Here is a 19,563-nt window from a genome sequence, read left to right as displayed (position 1 = left end):
CGTCCTGCTACATGCTGACTCAGCCCGCCTCCGTGCGCTGGCAGTTGTGGATTGTGGCCTTTGGCTTTTTTATGCAGACGCTGGACACCACGATTGTCAATACCGCCCTGCCCTCGATGGCGGTCAGCCTGAACGAAAACCCATTGCATATGCACTCGGTGATCGTGTCCTATGTATTGACGGTGGCGATTATGCTGCCCGCCAGCGGCTGGCTGGCGGATCGTCTCGGCGTCAAAAACATTTTTTTCTCCGCCATTTTGCTATTCACCCTGGGTTCGCTGCTGTGCGCTCGCGCGGAAACGCTGAATGAGCTGGTAATCTCACGGGTGGTGCAAGGCATCGGCGGCGCCATGATGGTGCCGGTCGGCCGCCTGACGGTGATGAAAATCGTGCCGCGCGATCAGTACATGGCCGCCATGACATTCGTCACCCTGCCGGGGCAGATCGGCCCGTTGCTGGGGCCGGCGCTTGGCGGTTTTCTGGTCGAGTACGCCAGTTGGCACTGGATTTTTCTGATCAATTTGCCGGTCGGCATCGCCGGCGCGGTCGCCACCTGGCTGCTGATGCCCAATTACACCATGCAAACCCAGCGCTTTGATATTCTGGGATTTTTATGGCTTGCCGTCGGCATGGCGACCCTGACGCTGGCGCTGGACGGCCACAACAGCCTCGGCATTCCGCCGGGGGTGATTTTCGCGCTGACCGCCGTCGGCCTGGTTTCGCTGCTGAGCTACTGGCTGCATGCCCGCGATAATAGCCGGGCGCTGTTTAATCTGCGCATGTTCAATACCCGAACCTTTTCCGTCGGCTTGAGCGGCGGTTTTCTGGCGCGGATCGGCAACGGCACGCTGCCCTTTCTAACGCCGCTCTTCCTGCAATTGGGCGTCGGATTATCGCCTTTTCATGCCGGGCTGATGATGATCCCCATGGTGCTGGGCAATATGGGCATCAAGCGGGTGGTGGTGCAGATCGTCAACCGCTTCGGCTACCGTCGGGTGCTAATGGCCTCCACGCTGCTGCTGGCGCTGATCACCCTGTTATTTGCGCTGGTGGCGATGATGAATTGGATCTGGCTGATACCCGTGGTGCTGTTTTTCCTCGGTTCGGTGAACGCCATCCGTTTTTCCGCCATGAATACCCTGACGCTGAAAGATCTGCCCGATACCCTCGCCAGCGGCGGCAACAGCCTGCTGTCAATGACCATGCAGTTATCCACCAGCCTGGGCGTCAGCATTGCGGGGATATTACTGGGCATGTTTTCCCGCCATCACCTGACGACGGAACTCGCGGCGACCCATAGCGTGTTCCTTTATACCTATCTCAGCATCGCGATGGTTATTGCTTTGCCTGCGTTCATCTTTAACCGCGTGCCGCCGGATACCGTTAAACAGTCAACGCTTTCCCGCCGGTTGTGAGGTCACTATGAGATTCGGCATCACCGCTAAATTGTTCTTCGCGATTTTCGCCACCTGTATGCTGGTGCTGATCACCATGCACTGGGGCGTGCGCGTCAGCTTTGAACGCGGATTCATCGACTATATTAAACGCGGCAACGAGCAACGAGTAACGCAGTTGCGCGATACGCTGGCGGAGCAATATCAACAGTACGGCGACTGGTCGTTTTTGCGCAACAATGAACGTTTGGTCGCCAAAATACTGCACTCAATGGAGCAGAATAACGAGGACGGCGCCAACAATGCCTTACAAGGCTGGCGCGTTCGCCTCTGGGTGCTGGATACCGACGACACGATCCTGTTCGGCCCCCCGCGGGCGCTGCCGACGGAAGGCATACGACAGGCGATTAAGGTGCAAAACCAGACGGTCGGCTGGGTGGTCGCGCCCCCCGCCGAACGCCTGACGCGCAATGCCGATATCAATTTCGACCTGCAACAACAGCGCACCAGTTGGCTGATCGTGGCGCTCTCCACCCTGCTGGCGATCCTGGCCACCTGGCTGACCGCGCGCGGCCTGCTGGCGCCGGTTAAACGGCTGGTCAGCGGCATACATCATCTGGCGGCGGGCGATTTCAGCGCCCGCGTCACCGCCACCTCGCACGATGAGTTGGGTCGACTGGCGCAGGACTTTAACCTGCTCGCCGGCGCATTGGAAAAAAACGAACAGTCGCGCCGCGCGTTTATGGCGGACATTTCCCATGAGCTGCGCACGCCGCTGGCGGTATTGCGCGGCGAGCTGGAAGCGCTACAGGACGGCGTGCGTCAGTCCAACGCCGCTTCGCTGCATTCATTACAGACGGAAGTGACCACCCTGACCAAACTGGTGGACGACCTGCACCAACTGTCGCTGTCCGATCGGGGCGCGCTGACCTACCGTATGCGCGCGGTGGATGTCGGACAACTGCTGCACATCGCCATCGCCGCCTTTCATGCGCGCTACCTGAAAAAACAGATTACGCTGCGGGTGGATTTACCCGAGCAGGCCGGCACATTCGGCGATCCGGATCGTTTAATCCAGTTATTTAATAATCTGCTGGAAAACAGCCTGCGTTACACCGACGAACAGGGGACAGTGGAGATCCGCGCCGCCGCGCGCCGGAACCGGCTGCTTATCACCTGGCAGGACAGCGCCCCCGGGGTAAGCGACGAGCAACTGACGCTGATATTTGAACGTTTTTACCGGGCGGAAAGCTCGCGTAATCGCGCCAGCGGCGGCTCAGGACTGGGATTAGCGATTGCCAACAATATCGTTGAGGCGCATGGCGGACGACTGTATGCTGAGCATTCGCCGTTAGGTGGTCTGCTGATTACCATCGAGCTTCCCTTGCATTCGCCAGATAGATAACGTCCATGACAGAATCCGTAATGATGATAACCGACCCCATTTCCGCCCCGCCGTTACCGGTGCTGATTGTTGAAGATGAGCCAAAACTGGGGCGACTGCTGGTTGATTATCTACAAACCGCCGGTTATCAGGCTCACTGGATCTGCAACGGCGACGAGGTGATCGACTGGGTCAGGCAAAATCCGCCGGTGCTGATCCTGCTGGACCTGATGTTGCCGGGTACCGATGGCCTGACGCTATGCCGCACCATCCGCCAGTTTTCCAATGTCCCCATCATTATGGTCACCGCGCGCAGCGAAGAGATTGATCGCCTGCTGGGACTGGAAATCGGCGCGGACGATTATATCTGTAAGCCCTTCAGCCCGCGGGAAGTGGTGGTGCGGGTACGCACCCTGCTGCGCCGCTGCGGCTGGCTGTCGGCGGCCCCAAAACCGGCGGATAAATCCGCGTTACGCATTGATAAAAGCAGTTTGCAGGCCAGCTATCTGGGGCAAAATCTCGACCTGACGCCCGCGGAACTGCGGCTGCTCAAAACGCTGTCCACCGAGCCGGGCAAGGTGTTTTCCCGCGAGGCGCTGCTGGATAAACTCTATGACGACTACCGGGTGGTGACCGATCGCACCATCGACAGCCATATCAAAAATCTGCGGCGCAAGCTGGAACAGCTTGATGGGGAAACCTCGTTCATCCGTACGGTTTACGGTATGGGCTACCGCTGGGAGGCCGAACCCGGCGAACTGGTGTAGCCCCCTGGTCAAAAAATCTGTCCGACTTAGTGAAATATTTATCATTTTTTCTTTATCGCCGGCTGATAGGCTTATACCTGACGGTAATCATAATTGAATAGTAGAGAGGCGTAATGTCAGGTTTAGTGGATGGGAAATGGGTTAACGGCGATGTCGCCGCCGAAGAAATCAAGAACGGGGCGTTCCAGCGTCAGGAAACGACATTCCGGCAGACCGACATTGTCGCCGAGCCCGATCGTTATCAGCTGTTTGTCTCTTATCTCTGTCCGTGGGCCTCGCGTACCTTGCTCTTCCGTAAGCTGAAAGGGTTGGAAAACGTCGTCCGGCTTTCCATCGCCGAGCCCTGCATCGGGGACAACGGCTGGGAATTCAGCACGCCGCAGGATGCGGGCGAACACATTGGCCCGGTCCGTTTTCTGCATCAACTGTATACCGCGACGGACAAAGGCTACAGCGGAAAAGTATCGGTTCCGGTGCTATGGGATCGGCAGGAAGGGCGCATCGTCAACAACGAATCGGCGGATATCATCCGTATCCTCAACGATGGCTTTGACCCACTGACCGGCAACACGCTTGATTTCTATCCGCCCGCGCTGCGCGCCGATATCGACCGCTGGAATACGACGATTTATCACGGCATCAATAACGGCGTCTACAAAACAGGCTTTGCCAAAACGCAGGAGAGCTATAACCAGGCGGTCACGACCCTGTTCTCGACGCTGGATGAGGTCGAGGCGCATCTGGCGACAAACCGTTATATTGCCGGCGACACCCTGACGGAAGCCGACTGGCGCCTGTTCGTCACGCTGATCCGTTTTGACGTCGCCTATCATGGCGCGTTCAAATGTAATTTCCGCCGCATTGAGGATTATCCCAATCTGTCGAACTACCTGCGCGAACTTTACCAATGGCCGGGCGTGCAAGAGACCGTCAATATCGCGCATATCAAAGCCGGCTATTACGGCATCAGATGGCTGAACCCGACCGGTATCGTGCCATTAGGCCCGTTGGTCGATTTTTCCCGCCCCCATGACCGTGAACGCTTGGGCGCATCCCGGGTGGCGCTCAAGGGTTGAGCCGGATCGCTCGCCGATAACCGCGTCAATAGGCCTACTTTTTGTGGGCCGTCTGCTGCTTTTTTCCCTGATAAGCGCTAGAATCCCCGCCTTTACTGCTCCCAGCCGGGAGCAGCCTGACTTGTGATCAGAAATCGAGAGACATCATGTTTAAACCGGAACTGCTTTCTCCGGCCGGCACGCTGAAAAATATGCGTTACGCCTTCGCCTATGGCGCGGATGCGATTTACGCCGGTCAACCGCGTTACAGCCTGCGGGTGCGCAATAACGAATTCAACCATCAGACGCTGGCGCAGGCCATCAATGAAGCCCATGAACTGGGTAAGAAATTCTATGTGGTGGTCAATATCGCGCCGCATAACGCCAAACTGAAAACCTTCCTGCGCGACCTGCAACCGGTCATTGAAATGGGGCCGGATGCGCTGATCATGTCCGATCCGGGACTGATTATGCTGGTGCGGGAAAACTTCCCGCAGATGCCGGTCCACCTGTCCGTTCAGGCTAACGCCGTCAACTGGGCGACGGTGAAATTCTGGCAACAGATGGGGCTGAGCCGCGTTATTCTCTCGCGCGAGCTGTCGCTGGAAGAGATTGCCGAAATCCGCAGCCAGGTGCCGGAGATGGAACTGGAAATCTTTGTTCACGGCGCGCTCTGCATGGCCTATTCCGGCCGCTGCCTGCTGTCCGGCTACATCAATAAACGCGACCCCAATCAGGGAACCTGCACCAACGCCTGTCGTTGGGAATACAAGGTGCAGGAAGGAAAGGAAGATGAAGTCGGCAATATCGTTCATCAGCACGAGCCGATTGCGGTGAAAAATGTCGAGCCGGCGCTGGGCATTGGCGAACCGACCGATAAAGTCTTTATGCTGGAAGAGAGTCAGCGTCCCGGCGAATACATGAGCGCCTTTGAGGACGAACACGGCACCTATATCATGAATTCGCGCGATTTGCGCGCCATTCAGCACGTGGAGCGACTGACGCAAATGCAGGTTCATTCGCTGAAAATCGAAGGCCGCACCAAATCATTTTACTACTGCGCCCGCACCGCGCAGGTCTATCGCCGCGCGATTGACGACGCCGCGGCCGGAAAACCCTTTGATCCGAGCCTGCTGGAAACGCTGGAAGGTCTGGCTCACCGCGGCTATACCGAGGGATTCCTGCGTCGCCACGTGCATGAGGATTATCAGAACTACGAGTATGGTTATTCGGTGTCCGATCGTCAGCAGTTTGTCGGCGAGTTCACCGGCGTTCGTCGCGACGGGCTGGCGGAAGTCGCGGTGAAAAATAAATTTTCCTGCGGCGACAGCGTGGAAATGATGACGCCTAAAGGCAACGTTCAATTCACCATCGAAGCCATGCAAAACGCCAAAGGGCAAGCGACCGACGTCGCGCCGGGCAACGGACATATCGTCTATCTGCCGGTGCCGGAGGACATTGCGCTGGAATATGCGCTGTTATTACGCAACCTGCCGGGTACGACGACCCGCAATCCAAACGCGAAATAACGCCCGCCGCCCTTGGTTTCCCGTCGCAGGACCGATGCCTGCGACGGGAAAAAAACGGGATACAGACACAAAGATTGGGACTTTAAACAAATATTAGAATCAGATCACATCAATTGCTGAACCTAATAGTTAGTATTGTCTCGCTGAGAAAATGTAGAACGAAAAATAAGCGTAGTGATACTACTAGGAACCACCTCCTTGGCCAGCTCAATCTCCCTTGAGCTGGCTTTTCTTTTTTTGTCGTAAGCGTAATCCTGCCCCCCACAGCCGCACCATCCGGTTTCAACCTGTGTTTTTGCTGACTAATTGTATTTACTGACTATTATTAGAGGGCAGGCCGCTGCGGCGCTTAACCGAACGCGGATATCGCGTCGTTTGTGCTTGTCGAAGAGCCGATATTTCTCGCCAGCCGTCGTGGGTTTATCATTATCTTTATCTAAATTGAAACACCGAATCTGGAGAACTCCATGGATCAATCCCCTGCCACGCTGCTCATTCTGAATGGGAAAAATACCGGTAATGATCAGCTTCGTCAGTCCATCGGCGAGTGGCGTAAGGATGGCAATACCTTGCATGTCAGAGTGACCTGGGAAGCCGGCGACGCGCGTCGCTACGTGGAGGAAGCCGTCCAATTGAAAGTCGAAAACGTCATCGCCGCCGGCGGCGACGGCACGATCAATGAAGTCGCCGGCGCGCTAGCGGATCAACCGGCGGCAATCCGCCCCTGCATGGGGATCATTCCGCTGGGTACCGCCAACGACTTCGCCACCAGCTGTCAGATCCCGATTGACGTGCATAACGCGCTGGCGCTGGCGATCAAGGGCCGGGCGACCGCCATTGATCTGGCCAAAGTGAATGACGAGCACTACTTCATCAACATGGCGACGGGCGGGTTCGCGACCCGCATTACCACGGAAACCCCGGCAAAAATGAAAGCGGCGCTGGGCGGCGTATCCTATATCCTCAACGCGCTGCTGCGCATGGATATGCTGCAATCCGAGCGCTGTGAAATCCGCGGCCCGGATTTTAACTGGTCGGGCGATACCTGGGTGGTGGCGATCGGCAATGGGCGCCAGGCCGGCGGCGGTCAGCAACTTTGTCCGGATGGCTTGTTGAATGACGGTCAGTTGGAATTAAGGATCCTGTCGGCACGGGAGCTATTGCCCAATATGCTGCAAGCCTGGTTTACCGGCGAAGAGAACCCCAATATGATTTCGGCCACCCTGCCCTGGCTGGAGATTACCGCGCCGAATGAGATGACCTTTAATCTGGATGGCGAACCCTTTAACGCAAAACATTTTCGTATCGAGGTGATTCCGGCGGCGATTCATTGCCGCCTGCCGCCGCAGTGTCCATTACTCGGCTAGCGCGCCCGACGTTGCCGCCTCATCCTGCGCAGTCTCTTATACACAAATGCAGGGAGCCTCTAGAGGCCATGTGTATTCTGGTCTTGGGTTCATTCTTAGTTCTTTGTTTTTTGCTTTTCGTCGGCGTAAAAAATCACGCTGAGGTGGGCGACCCCGCGAATGCGCCGCAGGGAAGCGGCGCAAGCCAGTGCCGCGTCGGACAAAAACGCCGGGAGCGTTTTTGAACAGCGCTTGCGCTGGCCCGGTAGGGCGAGTCTCAGGGATGAGACGAGTATTCCGTCACTGGCGGTTCGGGAAAGGGGGCGACCACCGAAGGCATCGCGTCAGCGACGTGATTTCAGCCGCAAGCCCGGGTCCGGAGGGTGGTGGCGCTTGAACCACCCTGCGTCGGGCGCGTGCTGCGACATAGCAGAGAAATGACGGCCTTCTAGCGCACGAAATAGCGTTGAACTCACATATACCGTTAACAGTATATGTGACTAAGAAACAACCCCCTACGGCAGGAGGGGCCGGGAAGATTATTCACGCTTCAGGCGATTGCTGTTCGCCAGGTAGAGCGTAATCACCAGCAGCAAAATAGCGGCGGCGTAAATCAGCGTATCAATCGGGTTTTTATGATCGACGATAATCAGCCGGATGATCGCCGTGATGCCGATATAAACAAAATAACGCAGCGGAAAGTGATATCCCGACTGGAAATACTTCACGATCAACGCGATAAATTCGAAATACAGAAAGTAGATCACAATACTTTCGATCAATTGATAAGATGAGTCTTTCTCATTGGTAATCAACAATACCTGCGCCAGATGGTAGGTCTCTTTCCCCAGAAAAATCACCAGAATGATAGCCAATATCAGCAATCCGATATTGAGTATCGTCTGGAGTCCTTTTGAAACTATGATGCTGCGTGTCGAACCCGCCATGCTTACTTCCTCATACCTGATAAACGGCCGGTCAGGCCGACCGCCATTACTTTATCCCCACAGGTTAGCATCCTTATCCTGCATCAGGGAGACAAGCTACTTATTTGTAAGCAAAATTACCGCGGGAAATCGGCTTGTGGCCTTTTTGCCCTCCTGTTTATCGGCCTGTTTTTCCCGTTCCTCACCCGCGATGGAAATAGCGCGCTAAATTTGCCGCGTAAAATGGCAATTATCGACGATTGCAACTATTGTTTCTTCTGATCGTCAGGATTTCATCCACCCTGCTTTAACGGCAGTTCAATCGTCGCTTTTCATTACGCCGTAGCCATTTTTCACCGGTCATCCTGGGGCAAGATGTAGGACTCTTAACGGTCTCGCCCCCAGAATAACAAGCTCAATCACCTGAGACGGCGATAAGGAAAAGCCAAACCAGGAGTTAACCATGACTGATATTGCGCAGTTATTAGGTAAGGAAGCGGAAGATCTGTTGCAACACCGCTGTACCACCATCCCTGCTGAAAATCTCTACTTACCGGGCGCCGACTTCGTCGATCGGGTGATGATCGATAATAATCGCCCCAACAGCGTGCTGCGTTCAATGCAGACGCTGTTCAACCACGGCCGACTGGCCGGCACCGGCTATCTGTCGATCTTACCGGTCGATCAGGGCGTTGAGCACTCCGCCGGCGCCTCTTTCGCCGCCAACCCGCTCTATTTCGATCCGAAAAATATCGTCGAACTGGCGATCGAAGCGGGCTGCAACTGCGTGGCGTCCACCTACGGCGTGCTGGCCGCGGTTTCGCGCCGCTATGCGCACAAGATCCCGTTTCTGGTCAAACTCAATCACAATGAAACCCTGAGCTACCCGACCCAGTACGATCAAACGCTGTACGCCAGCGTCGAGCAGGCGTTCAATCTGGGGGCGGTCGCGGTGGGCGCCACCATCTATTTCGGCTCCGAGCAGTCGCGCCGTCAGATCGAAGAGATCTCAAGCGCGTTCGAACGCGCGCACGAACTGGGTTTGGTCACCGTGCTGTGGGCTTATTTGCGCAATCCGGCGTTCAAGAAGGACGGGGTTGACTACCACGCCAGCGCCGACCTTACCGGACAGGCCAACCATCTTGCCGCCACTATCGGCGCGGATATCGTGAAGCAGAAAATGGCGGAAAACAACGGCGGCTATCGCGCCATCAAATTCGGTTATACCGACGATCGCGTCTACGACAAACTCACCACCGATCACCCGATCGATCTGGTGCGTTACCAGTTGGCCAACTGCTATCTGGGGCGCGCCGGGCTGATCAACTCCGGCGGCGCCGCCGGCGATAACGACTTACAGGAGTCGGTGCGTACCGCGGTGATCAATAAACGCGCGGGCGGCATGGGGTTAATTCTCGGCCGCAAGGCGTTTAAAAAATCCATGCCGGAAGGGGTGGCGCTGATCAACGCCGTGCAGGATACCTATCTCGATAAGAGCATCACCATCGCCTAACCCGCCGGAACTTGTCCGGCGCGCGGATTCGGGCGCGACCGGACAATCAGATAAAAACCTCGCCGATTGCTAATCACCACCAGGCATGAAAATGATGCACCGGCCCAATACCCTGCCCCACTTCCAGCGAATCGGCCTGCTCAAGCGCTTTTTGCAGATAATTTTTCGCCGCCGCGACCGTCGCCGCCCAGTCAGCATGACGCGGGCGCAAAGCCGCCAGCGCGGCGGACAGGGTACACCCGGTGCCGTGGGTATGTCGGGTGTTGACGCGCGGCGCGGTGAAACGCAGCGGCTGAGCCTGTTGGCTAAACAACCAGTCCGGGCTTTCCTCCTCGCTTAAATGTCCGCCTTTCATCAATACCGCCTGACATCCCAGGGCCAACAGCGCCTGTCCCTGATCGCGCATCTCCTGTTCGTTGGCGGCCGGCGAACAATCCAGCAAGGCGGCGGCTTCCGGTAGATTAGGGGTAATCAGCGAAACATGGGGCAACAGTAAGCGCCGAATCGACTCCACCGCATCGGGCGATAACAGCGGGTCGCCGCTTTTCGCCAGCATCACCGTGTCCAGCACCACATAAGGGATGGCGTAGTGGCGCAAGCGCTCGGCCACCGCCTCGACGATTTCAGCCTGCGCCAGCATGCCAATCTTGGCGCTGTCGATACGCACGTCGCTCAGCACGGAATCCAACTGGGCCGCCACAAAAGCCGGTTCAATCTGATAGACGGACTGAACGCCGCGGGTATTTTGCGCCACCAGCGCGGTAATCACCGAGGCGCCGTAAGCCCCCAGCGCGGAAAACGTTTTCAAATCGGCCTGGATCCCCGCGCCGCCGCTGGGGTCGGTGCCGGCGATGGTTAATGCATTAATACGTGGTTTCATGCCAGATCCTCCGCACGCAGACGATAGAGATGGTCAAGAAAGGCCGGCGTAAAACTGCCCGGCCCATGAGATTGCGCGGCGGCCCGTTTCCCCGCCAGCGCCATGACATAACAGGCCGCCGCCACATGTTGCGCGCGATCGCCGTCCAGCGCGCAGAAAGCGGCGACCACGGCGGATAACGCACAACCGGTACCCACCACGCGGGTCATGATTTTATCCCCGCCGCTCACCGCCCAGTCATGAGAGCCATCCGTTACATAATCCACTTCGCCCGTCACCGCGACGATGGTGGAGAGGCGGCCGGCCAGCTCGCGGGCGGCGGGCAGCGCGGTCAATGAATCGTTGGTGCTATCAACGCCGCGCCCCTGCGCATTCAGCCCGGCCAGCGCCATGATCTCCGACGCATTGCCCCGGATAGCCGCCGGTTTTAATGTCAGCAGCTCGCGGGCGAAATCGGTACGAAAAGTCAGCCCGCCGACCGCCACCGGATCGAGCACCCAGGGCGTGCCTGACTGATTGGCGCTGTTAATCGCCGTCCGCATCGCCGCGGCGCTATCGCGTTCCAACGTACCGATATTGATCAGCAGCGCATCGGCTAATGCGCTGAACTGCGCGGCTTCCTCCGGATCCACCACCATCGCCGGCGACGCGTTAAGCGCCAGCAACACGTTGGCGGTAAACGATTGCACCACGTCATTGGTCAGGCAGTGTACTAAAGGAGACAACGCATGAAATTGCGTTAACGATGCCGCCGCGCGGGCAGCCGGTAAATCGACAGGTCGAGTGTTCATCATTCCCCCAACCGGCGTTCAAGAAGGCGGTAACCGGTTGGTTGGCATACCGAGACTTCCCTACGCTGGCATTATCCAGATCAGGTCAACGGGTATCTCTCAGCCTTCACCACGAAGGCACCCCGAGTCATTGAGATTGTTTCTCTTTAATTTTTGCCAGCTTAGGGGAAGTGGCTGGCTAAAGCAAGTTCGCCCGCCCGGTATCTCTTATTCACAAGGTATCCCGCTTCGCGCCTTCCCTTGCATCATCCGCCTACGCTGCGCTGCCCTTGATTTAGTATCCGGCTCTGAACCTTTTGCCGAACAGTCGCCATAGCGGTCTGCGCCCGATTATTCGCGCCGCCGATTCTCAACAGTGCGTATTTTCATCGTCATGCCATCGCCCCATTACCACCGTGTTGTAGTATTTTCCGTCGCAAAGGATTTTATCGTTTTTTAATATCCCTTCAATTTCAAAACCAAAACGTTGATACAAGTTAATCGCTCTTACGTTGGTTTCCAGGGCGCTCAGCGCCATCTTTTTGATGCCGTTGGCGTCAGCCCAAGCGATAGACGCGGTTAGCAGATGTTTCCCGATACCATATCCCCAAAAGTCTTTCAGCACGCACACGCCAAATTCGACTATATGCGCCAGCCGCTTGAGATGAGAACCCTCACAGCGCGAAAAACCGACAATACGTCGATTGACGACAGCCAGCAGAAATAAGTTTACCGGACTGTGCGAATCCGACCTGATTAACCGCTAAAATCCGGCGACATCAATAAAGGCTTCACCGCGTTCCCGATCCAGATTTTCCGTCTCGCCGTCGATCTGCGGCCTCAATTGGACTAACTCTTCGGCATCGGTTTCGATGGCTGACCTGATGGTATAAATCAGCCCGTTTACCTGGAGCGCCTTATTACGAATAATCACCGACGATCCTCTACTCCTATGCGCAAGAAAGCGGAAACAGGCGGGAACGCAATGCAAATCACGTTACCGTCTGTATGTGCTTTTCGCGCTGACTTTTTATCTGCGATTCCTGGCCGCCAGCGAGCGCAATAATACGCCCAGCGTGGTGCCGTTATGCAATAGCGCGCTGGCCGTCGGTTTCAGCCAGCCCATGGCGGCCGCCAGCATAATCGAGCTGTTCACCCACTCCGTCAATTTGATATTGCTGTTAACCAGGCGCATGGCTTCCTGAGCCATTTCACAGGCGGTCACCACGCCCTCCAGATTATCCTGCAACAGGACGGCATCGGCGGCCTGCTGCGCCAACTCGGTACTTTGGTTCATCGCCATGCCGACATCGGCCTGAGTCAGCACCGGCGCATCATTGATGCCGTCGCCGATAAATAACACGCGATGCCCTTGCTGTTGCAAATCGCGCACGACATCGACTTTGCTTTCCGGCGTCGCCTGGGCAAAGAAGCGATCGATGGATAATTCCTGCGCCAGTTGCTGCGCCTTTTCGGCTTTATCCCCCGTCAGCAGGACGACGTTTTTCACCCCCAGCTCGCGCAACCGCCGGATCACGTCGACCGCCTCTTCGCGCACGTTATCCTGAAGGCCGATCATGCCGACCAGACGCTCATCCAGACCGATGAACAACAGGTGACGGCCCTGCGACTCCAGCCGGTCGATTTCATTTTCAAATGCTGAAAAATCAATATCATAATGGCAACTCAGGAAATGACGACTGCCTACCACCATGCGGTGATCGTCCATCTCGGACTGCAAACCGTGGGCAATGACATACTCCACTTCGCCATGATTGATATGCGGCAGCTCATGGTGCGCCGCCGCCGCAACCACCGCTTTCGCCAGCGGATGATTGCTGTGTTCTTCAACCGAGGCGGCGATGGCCAGCAAACGCTCGGCCCAGGCCTTTTGCGGATCGAAACTGACGACATCGGTTACCAGCATATCGCCATGCGTCAGGGTGCCGGTTTTATCGAACACCACGGTATCGACGGCGGCCAGTCGCTCAATCGCCCTGCCGCCTTTCAGCAACAGCCCCTGACGGGCCGCGCGGCTCATGATCGACTTAAAGGCGATTGGCGTACTCAGCTTCAGCGCACAGGAGTAATCCACCAGGAATACGGCGGCCAGACGCTGCCAGTCACGGGTTAGGGCGAATACCGCCGCGCCGACGCCCATGGTGATCGCGACCCGCCGGTCGGCCATTTGTTGCGTCACGCGTTGCGTTTCACTGCGCTGACTCAAAGACTCGCTGATAAAACGTCGGATATTGGCCGTGGAAGACTCATCGCCGACCCGTTCGGCGCGGACCACGATATTGCCATCCTGCACCTGCGTGCCGGCGTAGACCCAGGCGCCGCGCTCCCGGCGCACCGGCACGCCTTCACCAGTCATCGAGGACTGGTTAATCAGCCCCACGCCGCGCAGCACCGAACCATCGGCGGGGATATTGTCTCCCGGCCCCAATAGCATCAAATCGCCGTTGACCAACTCACCGCTTTGAATTTCTTCGCGCACGCCTTGCCGCTCAACCCAAACCGGGTGTTCTCTCGGTTGCATCAGGTCGGCCAGCAACGCGTCGGAGTGGCGGCTGGTTTCCTGCTCCAGATACTCGCCCAGCGTCAACAGCGACTGCGTGATCATCGCGGTACGGTGGTCGCCCCGCGCCATTGATAGCCCCAGCGCCATGGCGTCCAGCGCTTCCACTTTCAGTTGGCCGTGAGCGAGGCTTTCCGCGCCTTCGGCCAGCGTGGGCGCGGTGAGCAGTAAAGCGGGCAGCGCGGCCCAGCGGCGCGGCAGCATTTGGGTCAGGACAATGCCGCCAAAATTGAGCAGATTATCGCTATTGCTGTATTCAGCCTCATAATCGCCCGCAACGCTCGTCTGCCAGTCCAGCGCCAGCGCCTTGCGCAACAGCGTTTTGCCGTTGGTCTGCTCGCGATCGTAGGTGATGACCGCGGAGCAGGCTTCAGGACGCAAACGAACCCCATTCACGCCGCTGAAAGACAGCAACTGCCGTTTCAACCAGACCAGACTTTCCGGGTAACGGCGCATCTGCGGAATACGCAAGCGCACCCGTCCCGGTAACTGATGCACCAGCGTGATGACGTCAGGCAAATTAGCAATCACTCGGCATCCTGCTCACGGTTACGATAATACTCAAGTTCAGCCTGTAAATCGGCTAACCGCTCTTTTAACTCCTCCACTTCGCCACGAACCGTACCCCATGCTTTGCTGGCCGTTGTCGTGATGCCTTGTTGAACTTCACGATTACTCAGCAGGTAAGCGATTGCGGCCCCGGCAACCACGCCGGTAATCAGGTGCGCTCTGCCGTTGGCCTGACGATATGGCGTTTGCGGCAACGGCTGCGCCGGAGGATACGGCGTCTGCGACAACGGTTGTACGGGAGGATATGGCGTGTAATACGGGTAGTACGCATAAGGATAATCAGGCTGTTTCATTATCTACGTCCTTTTTAGCGATCGCATCCATCAGATAAATACCGGCGGCGCCGGCGCTCAGTAATGTCAGCAACGTCAACACCGGCCGACCGGCGGTCGCATCCGCAACCGCCATCACGGCGCCCCCCACGAGTCCGCCTTTCGCCGCATTGCACACGACGGTCGCCGCCGTCTGATGCAGGGTTTTCTCGCCATTTTGATAGTGTCGCCACTGCTCGACGCAGGACGCCGTAGTGCCGACCAATGCCCCGGCGATAACGGCCCGGCTTACCGGGCTCAGACTGTCACGGTTGTTGCTCATTCTGAGGTTCCTCGCTTGCCGGCTCGTTTGCAGGTTGCGCTTGCTGACGATGACGCTCTACCGACTCATTGAAGCCCTCTTTCCCCGCTTTCAGCGTATCGCGAAAAATCGTTGAACTGGTGGTAGCGGTTTCTTTCAGGGTTTCCGCGCCGCTTTTCACGCCGTCTTTTACTTTTGCGCCGCTGGTTTTGAGTAAATCGCCGGTGCTGGCGACGGTTTGCAGCAGCAAGTTGCGCACGCTTTCATTGGTCAACAACAGCGTAGCCGCCGCGCCGATCATCGCCCCTTTCCAGAATTCCTTATCGTCCATACCGATGGTGCCGATAATGCTTTTAAGTATCCCGGCTTGTTCACCCATCATGTTTTCCACCATGCTCTGAGCCTGATTGTTCCAGTCAAAAGCCGGCTGCGCATGATGTTGATGATGATGGGAATGGTGCGGCGGCGTCATAGCCTGCGGCGGCACGCCGGGTTGAGGCGGCAGCGGATATCCCGCCGGCGGATACCCCGGCATCATGTGCGGCGGATACCACACGGGCTGCGGCCAGTACATCGCCGGCTGTGGCGGCGGCGTGGCGGCTTCCGGAGCCGGGGCGGTCGGCGGATAGTAAGGGTAACCAAACGGCGGGTAATAAGCGCCCCCCTGATTGGCAGGATTGCTATTGTCATTGCTCATATTCGATTCCTTAATGATTAGGATGACGGCGAGAGCGACTGAATCAACTGTTCCAGCGCTTGCTGGGCCGCGATATCATCCGCGCCGAAAACCTGCGTCAACAGCGCCGGATTGATTTGTCCGGCGTCATATTCCAGCAGCAAACTTCCGGTATGCGTATTGAGGTTATAGCTACGCAGCACGCTATCGGGGTGGCATAATGCCTCTAGTTTTTCCAGCTTTCCCTTACCAAGACTGGGAATCAGCCGGTTAGTGAAACGCAAACGTATACGTCCCGGTATATGATGCTCCACCGCCACAAAACGCCGTAACATCATCAGCCCGCTTAACTCTTCTGACTCCATACTGCTTCCTACATCTGCGAACGTGGCGGACATTATCCGGCCCGATATTAAACCTGTCCGCATCAACGGCGGACAGACGTAAAAAAATACAACGCTGTCATTATCAGCCGATGGGAGAGGGATTCTTTGCGGTTTATCAAGTGGTTCAGGCTTTTGTTAATTGGAGGGTAAAAAACTTCCGGTAGACGTTTTCAACGTCGCTTTAGCGACGCCCCGCCAGGGATGGCGGGTCACAAAAACCGGCGAATTTACCGGCAATAAGTGGACAAGTCAGGAGTGGTAACGTAAATTGTTCGCATTGCTATTTGCATGTAAATCGTTATTTGCCTATCAGAGGTCGCCATGAAACCCTACCTGCACCAGACTCAGAATCGTATTCGCGTTCGGTCCGACTTTATTCAGCGCAATCCCAAACAGGTGGAGCGGGTCGTCAGAGAGTTGAGTCAACAGGATGGCGTACAAACGGTCACCCACCGCGTCTATGCCGGATCGGTAGCGATCTGTTTTGATCGCCGCAGGGTTGCCGTCGATGAATTGCTGGAGAAATTTGAGCGGCTCGGCTGGCTGAAGGCGGCCGAAGATCAAGACTACATCGATAGTACGATTCGCCGGGGCGCCAAAACGCTGCTGAAAGGGTTGGCCATCGGCGCCTTAAAACGCACCGTCGGCGGTCCGATTATTACCGCGATGAGCGTGCTGGCCCGCTGATAAACGGCCCAATGCAAGATGATAATGATAGGAGACCTTTTGCTGGCGCGATGTCTCCTTCGCTTTTTCCGCGCCGCCCATAACCACGACTGAATATTATTACGCGGCGCAAGCGCTCGTTTTTCCTATCATCGCTTTTCGCACAGGAATGAAGGCACCGGCTCGGCGGCAAACACCCACCCTTCGTCTCCCTGCGGATAAATAACAATATTAAAATTAATGTCCTTTTTAAAATAGAACGCCGGCATCAGTTCGCTAAAAACCGTATTTTCCGCCTGATTAGGCATCGAGTAGGAATTCGTTGAGGTGAGAGAATAGCTATTGTTCACTTTCGCATAGGTGAATACCGTCCTTCTATTCACCGTATGCGTTACGCCTTCCGGCGTGACTTCCGCGCCATTTAGCATGGCGATGCCGTTATTATCATAAAAAATATAGCTCATTAATAATTTAAGAACATGACCGTCCTTATGCAGAATAAAAGAGGCGTCGCACGATAATTTCGTCGGCTTTGGGCGATTAATATAAATCAACGCGATGAAAAGCATCATCCCCCCCGCTAAGAGAATAACCATCTGTTTATTCAGCCGTCTCATTTTTTATTCCTCCTGCAACAAACAGATGCGATACGCAATGATTATCCTGGTGGTTATCATTCAGCGGCGACCGGCATTGAACAACAGAATTCACCGTCGAAAAATCATAGGTGGTAATATAGACATACTTATTTTCCGCACAAGAAACCTCATCGTGATTAACAATATTCATTACCTTTTCTTTTGGCGCCAATGCATTGGAAAAAAGACGGCAACCTTTATATTCGCCGGCGTCTGTATAATGATCAAAATAACCACTGACGCGATTATTCGCGTGATAAAGAGGATACGATGCCGCCGTCAGACAGACCAATACCGCAATAAGCCAGAAAGATTTTGCATAGCGTTTTTTCTCACCTTTGCGCTCAATATTTTCCGCCGCCGCCATCCCTGGCCCGGCGCGAGTTATCCGTTTCGACGCAACCCTGGCGTCAGGTTCGGCGGTGGAATTAACCTCGGCATCGGATGCCGGTAAATATTCAGTCGGATGATGACTTTCATCGGCTATAAATTCTATTTCAACGCGCTGAGAAAGCATCAATCCTTTACGCGATACGGTTTTTACCACGTCATCGCCCAAACCAATTGCGCTGAGGCTTCTCCTTAGCAGCGATATATTCTGATAAAATGTATTTGGCGTAACGGAAACGCCAAATTTATGCCAAACCTCAGAGAAAAAAGTCGCCTGTTCGATAATTTCATATCGGTTCTCAATCAGCAGCAACAGGCAACGACTGACTGGTTTATTCAGCATTTCCGTTTCATCGCTAATCAGCGATTTAAGTTGATTTCCGTCGACATAAAAATCAACCATGCCATTAATACGGTACACCTTATGCATAACATGATCTCAATGTAAAACAAGGGGCTATTGGCATCAGCCCAATAGGCTCCGCTCCCCCATAAGCACGCCGCCTGTATCGACTTCGCTTCGCAAAGCCGACCGTCCGCAACGTAAAAGATGGCGGGACTATCCATAAGCGACGAATGCGGTCAGTAGCGGCGTATTATCTTGTTTGCGCCATGCAAAGGCGACCTCATACGTTAACGACGCGTCCGGCTCTTCCAGCGGACGAAAGGCGACATTCTCCCAGCCGCTGGCCTGCATGAACTCAGGCACCAGGGCAATGCCCAACCCCGCCGCCACCAATCCCAAGATGGTTTCCATTTGCACCGCCCGCTGCGCGACCCGCGGGATAAATCCGGCCCGTTCACAGGCCGCATGAATAGTTTGATAGAGTCCCGGCCCTTCACTTTGGGGAAACATAACCCAGGCTTCACCCGCCAATGCGCCAATGGTCAGCGAGGTGGCGCCGGCCAGCGCATGATCCTGCGGCACGGCCGCGACCAGTCGGCTGGAGAGCAGCGGCCGCAAAGCCAGAGATGAGGCCGCATACCCCGGCACGGGCAAGGCGACGATAGCGATATCGAGACGGTCTTCCAGCAAGTCTTTAATCTGCCGCGCGGTGGTCGCTTCGTGCAAATCCAGCGCGACCTCCGGGTGCTGCTCGCTGAAACCGGCGACCATAGCGGGCAGACGATGGCGTACCGCGCTGGCGACAAAGCCGATGCGCAGCGATCCGGTCAGCCCCTGCCCCGCGCGTCGCGTCAGCGTTTCAGCGCGAGCCATCTGCGCCAGAGTGCGACGCGCCTCCTCCTGAAGCACTTCCCCGGCGGCGGTTAAGCCGGTAATACGGTGGGTGCGCTCAAACAGACGGACGCCCAGCGCATCCTCCATATTGCGGATAGCGGCCGTTAGCGGCGGCTGAGCCATATTCAGTCGCTCGGCCGCCCGGTGATAGTTCATGGTTTCCGCGACGGCCAGAAACTGCTGCAACTGACGCAGACTTAACATAAATCGATATCCTGAATGTATTAAATGACAATATAGACAGTATTAGACATATCATTATTGCGCGCCGATGATAAA

The 19,563-nt window shown here is 56.1% G+C and carries 21 protein-coding genes and 1 riboswitch; of the genes, 8 read left to right on the top strand and 13 right to left on the bottom strand.

Annotation, left to right across the window (positions count from 1 at the left end):
• Positions 1-11 precede the first annotated feature (11 nt).
• The 6 genes from ABRZ26_RS17075 to yegS all read left to right on the top strand — a co-directional run bounded on the left by ABRZ26_RS17075 (position 12) and on the right by yegS (position 7,496).
• Positions 12-1,415, top strand: a complete 1,404-nt coding sequence (locus ABRZ26_RS17075; protein ID WP_319605352.1) for an MFS transporter — start codon at positions 12-14, stop codon at positions 1,413-1,415.
• Between the two features lie 7 nt (positions 1,416-1,422).
• Complete coding sequence (gene baeS / locus ABRZ26_RS17070; protein ID WP_319605351.1) at positions 1,423-2,799, top strand: envelope stress sensor histidine kinase BaeS; 1,377 nt, start codon at positions 1,423-1,425, stop codon at positions 2,797-2,799.
• 23 nt (positions 2,800-2,822) lie between these two features.
• Positions 2,823-3,545 carry an envelope stress response regulator BaeR gene (baeR, locus tag ABRZ26_RS17065; RefSeq protein WP_413556305.1) on the top strand — a complete coding sequence of 241 codons (723 nt, stop codon included), beginning with the start codon at positions 2,823-2,825 and terminating at the stop codon, positions 3,543-3,545.
• 113 nt (positions 3,546-3,658) lie between these two features.
• Entirely contained in the window at positions 3,659-4,621 is a 963-nt protein-coding gene (locus tag ABRZ26_RS17060) for a glutathione S-transferase family protein (protein WP_319605349.1), read from the top strand.
• Between the two features lie 146 nt (positions 4,622-4,767).
• The gene (gene trhP / locus ABRZ26_RS17055) at positions 4,768-6,129 is read left to right on the top strand and encodes a prephenate-dependent tRNA uridine(34) hydroxylase TrhP (protein WP_319605348.1); all 1,362 of its coding nucleotides are present in this window, start codon (positions 4,768-4,770) and stop codon (positions 6,127-6,129) included.
• 467 nt (positions 6,130-6,596) lie between these two features.
• Positions 6,597-7,496, top strand: a complete 900-nt coding sequence (gene yegS, locus ABRZ26_RS17050; protein WP_319605347.1) for a lipid kinase YegS — start codon at positions 6,597-6,599, stop codon at positions 7,494-7,496.
• A 518-nt stretch (positions 7,497-8,014) separates the two neighbouring features.
• Here yegS and psiE read toward each other — a convergent pair.
• On the bottom strand, positions 8,015-8,422 hold the full coding sequence (gene psiE / locus ABRZ26_RS17045) for a phosphate-starvation-inducible protein PsiE (RefSeq protein WP_319605346.1): 408 nt from the start codon (positions 8,420-8,422) through the stop codon (positions 8,015-8,017).
• A 442-nt stretch (positions 8,423-8,864) separates the two neighbouring features.
• Here psiE and fbaB point away from each other — a divergent pair, with 442 nt between their 5' ends.
• Positions 8,865-9,914 (top strand): class I fructose-bisphosphate aldolase, encoded by a 1,050-nt coding sequence (gene fbaB / locus ABRZ26_RS17040; protein WP_319605345.1) that lies wholly within the window; start codon positions 8,865-8,867, stop codon positions 9,912-9,914.
• A 73-nt stretch (positions 9,915-9,987) separates the two neighbouring features.
• Here fbaB and thiD read toward each other — a convergent pair whose 3' ends face one another.
• The 9 genes from thiD to ABRZ26_RS16995 form a co-directional block, all read right to left on the bottom strand.
• Positions 9,988-10,794, bottom strand: coding sequence for a bifunctional hydroxymethylpyrimidine kinase/phosphomethylpyrimidine kinase (gene thiD / locus ABRZ26_RS17035; protein WP_319605344.1), 807 nt, complete (start codon positions 10,792-10,794; stop codon positions 9,988-9,990).
• The gene (gene thiM, locus ABRZ26_RS17030) at positions 10,791-11,585 is read right to left on the bottom strand and encodes a hydroxyethylthiazole kinase (protein ID WP_319605366.1); all 795 of its coding nucleotides are present in this window, start codon (positions 11,583-11,585) and stop codon (positions 10,791-10,793) included. Before thiM ends, thiD begins: the two co-directional genes overlap by 4 nt.
• 40 nt (positions 11,586-11,625) lie before the next feature.
• Positions 11,626-11,720: riboswitch (TPP riboswitch) on the bottom strand.
• Positions 11,721-11,934: 214 nt separating this feature from the next.
• Positions 11,935-12,321, bottom strand: a complete 387-nt coding sequence (locus tag ABRZ26_RS17025; protein WP_319605365.1) for a GNAT family N-acetyltransferase — start codon at positions 12,319-12,321, stop codon at positions 11,935-11,937.
• 6 nt (positions 12,322-12,327) lie between these two features.
• Positions 12,328-12,498, bottom strand: a complete 171-nt coding sequence (locus ABRZ26_RS17020; RefSeq protein ID WP_319605343.1) for a hypothetical protein — start codon at positions 12,496-12,498, stop codon at positions 12,328-12,330.
• Positions 12,499-12,594: 96 nt separating this feature from the next.
• Entirely contained in the window at positions 12,595-14,676 is a 2,082-nt protein-coding gene (locus tag ABRZ26_RS17015; protein WP_319605342.1) for a heavy metal translocating P-type ATPase, read from the bottom strand.
• Positions 14,673-15,008 (bottom strand): YtxH domain-containing protein, encoded by a 336-nt coding sequence (locus tag ABRZ26_RS17010; protein ID WP_319605341.1) that lies wholly within the window; start codon positions 15,006-15,008, stop codon positions 14,673-14,675. The genes ABRZ26_RS17015 and ABRZ26_RS17010 overlap by 4 nt, the downstream gene beginning before the upstream one ends.
• Positions 14,995-15,309 (bottom strand): magnetosome protein MamC family protein, encoded by a 315-nt coding sequence (locus ABRZ26_RS17005; protein ID WP_319605340.1) that lies wholly within the window; start codon positions 15,307-15,309, stop codon positions 14,995-14,997. The genes ABRZ26_RS17010 and ABRZ26_RS17005 overlap by 14 nt, the downstream gene beginning before the upstream one ends.
• Positions 15,293-15,985 (bottom strand): YtxH domain-containing protein, encoded by a 693-nt coding sequence (locus ABRZ26_RS17000; protein WP_319605339.1) that lies wholly within the window; start codon positions 15,983-15,985, stop codon positions 15,293-15,295. The genes ABRZ26_RS17005 and ABRZ26_RS17000 overlap by 17 nt, the downstream gene beginning before the upstream one ends.
• Before the next feature lie 17 nt (positions 15,986-16,002).
• Entirely contained in the window at positions 16,003-16,329 is a 327-nt protein-coding gene (locus tag ABRZ26_RS16995) for an HMA2 domain-containing protein (protein WP_319605338.1), read from the bottom strand.
• 342 nt (positions 16,330-16,671) lie between these two features.
• Here ABRZ26_RS16995 and ABRZ26_RS16990 point away from each other — a divergent pair, with 342 nt between their 5' ends.
• The gene (locus ABRZ26_RS16990; RefSeq protein ID WP_319605337.1) at positions 16,672-17,037 is read left to right on the top strand and encodes an HMA2 domain-containing protein; all 366 of its coding nucleotides are present in this window, start codon (positions 16,672-16,674) and stop codon (positions 17,035-17,037) included.
• Positions 17,038-17,165: 128 nt separating this feature from the next.
• Here ABRZ26_RS16990 and ABRZ26_RS16985 read toward each other — a convergent pair whose 3' ends face one another.
• The 3 genes from ABRZ26_RS16985 to ABRZ26_RS16975 all read right to left on the bottom strand — a co-directional run bounded on the left by ABRZ26_RS16985 (position 17,166) and on the right by ABRZ26_RS16975 (position 19,488).
• The gene (locus tag ABRZ26_RS16985; protein ID WP_319605336.1) at positions 17,166-17,633 is read right to left on the bottom strand and encodes a YqeJ family protein; all 468 of its coding nucleotides are present in this window, start codon (positions 17,631-17,633) and stop codon (positions 17,166-17,168) included.
• A complete protein-coding gene (locus tag ABRZ26_RS16980; RefSeq protein WP_319605335.1) occupies positions 17,617-18,474 on the bottom strand; it encodes a winged helix-turn-helix domain-containing protein in 858 nt (285 codons plus the stop codon). Before ABRZ26_RS16980 ends, ABRZ26_RS16985 begins: the two co-directional genes overlap by 17 nt.
• A gap of 129 nt (positions 18,475-18,603) precedes the next feature.
• A complete protein-coding gene (locus ABRZ26_RS16975; RefSeq protein WP_319605334.1) occupies positions 18,604-19,488 on the bottom strand; it encodes a LysR family transcriptional regulator in 885 nt (294 codons plus the stop codon).
• Positions 19,489-19,563 lie beyond the last annotated feature (75 nt).

The sequence above is a fragment of the Brenneria sp. L4-2C genome, assembly GCF_040240335.1.
In the GTDB taxonomy this organism is placed as follows: Bacteria; Pseudomonadota; Gammaproteobacteria; order Enterobacterales; family Enterobacteriaceae; genus Brenneria.
The sequence above is the reverse complement of the archived record's forward strand: the minus strand, read 5'-3'. Positions and strand labels throughout refer to the sequence as shown.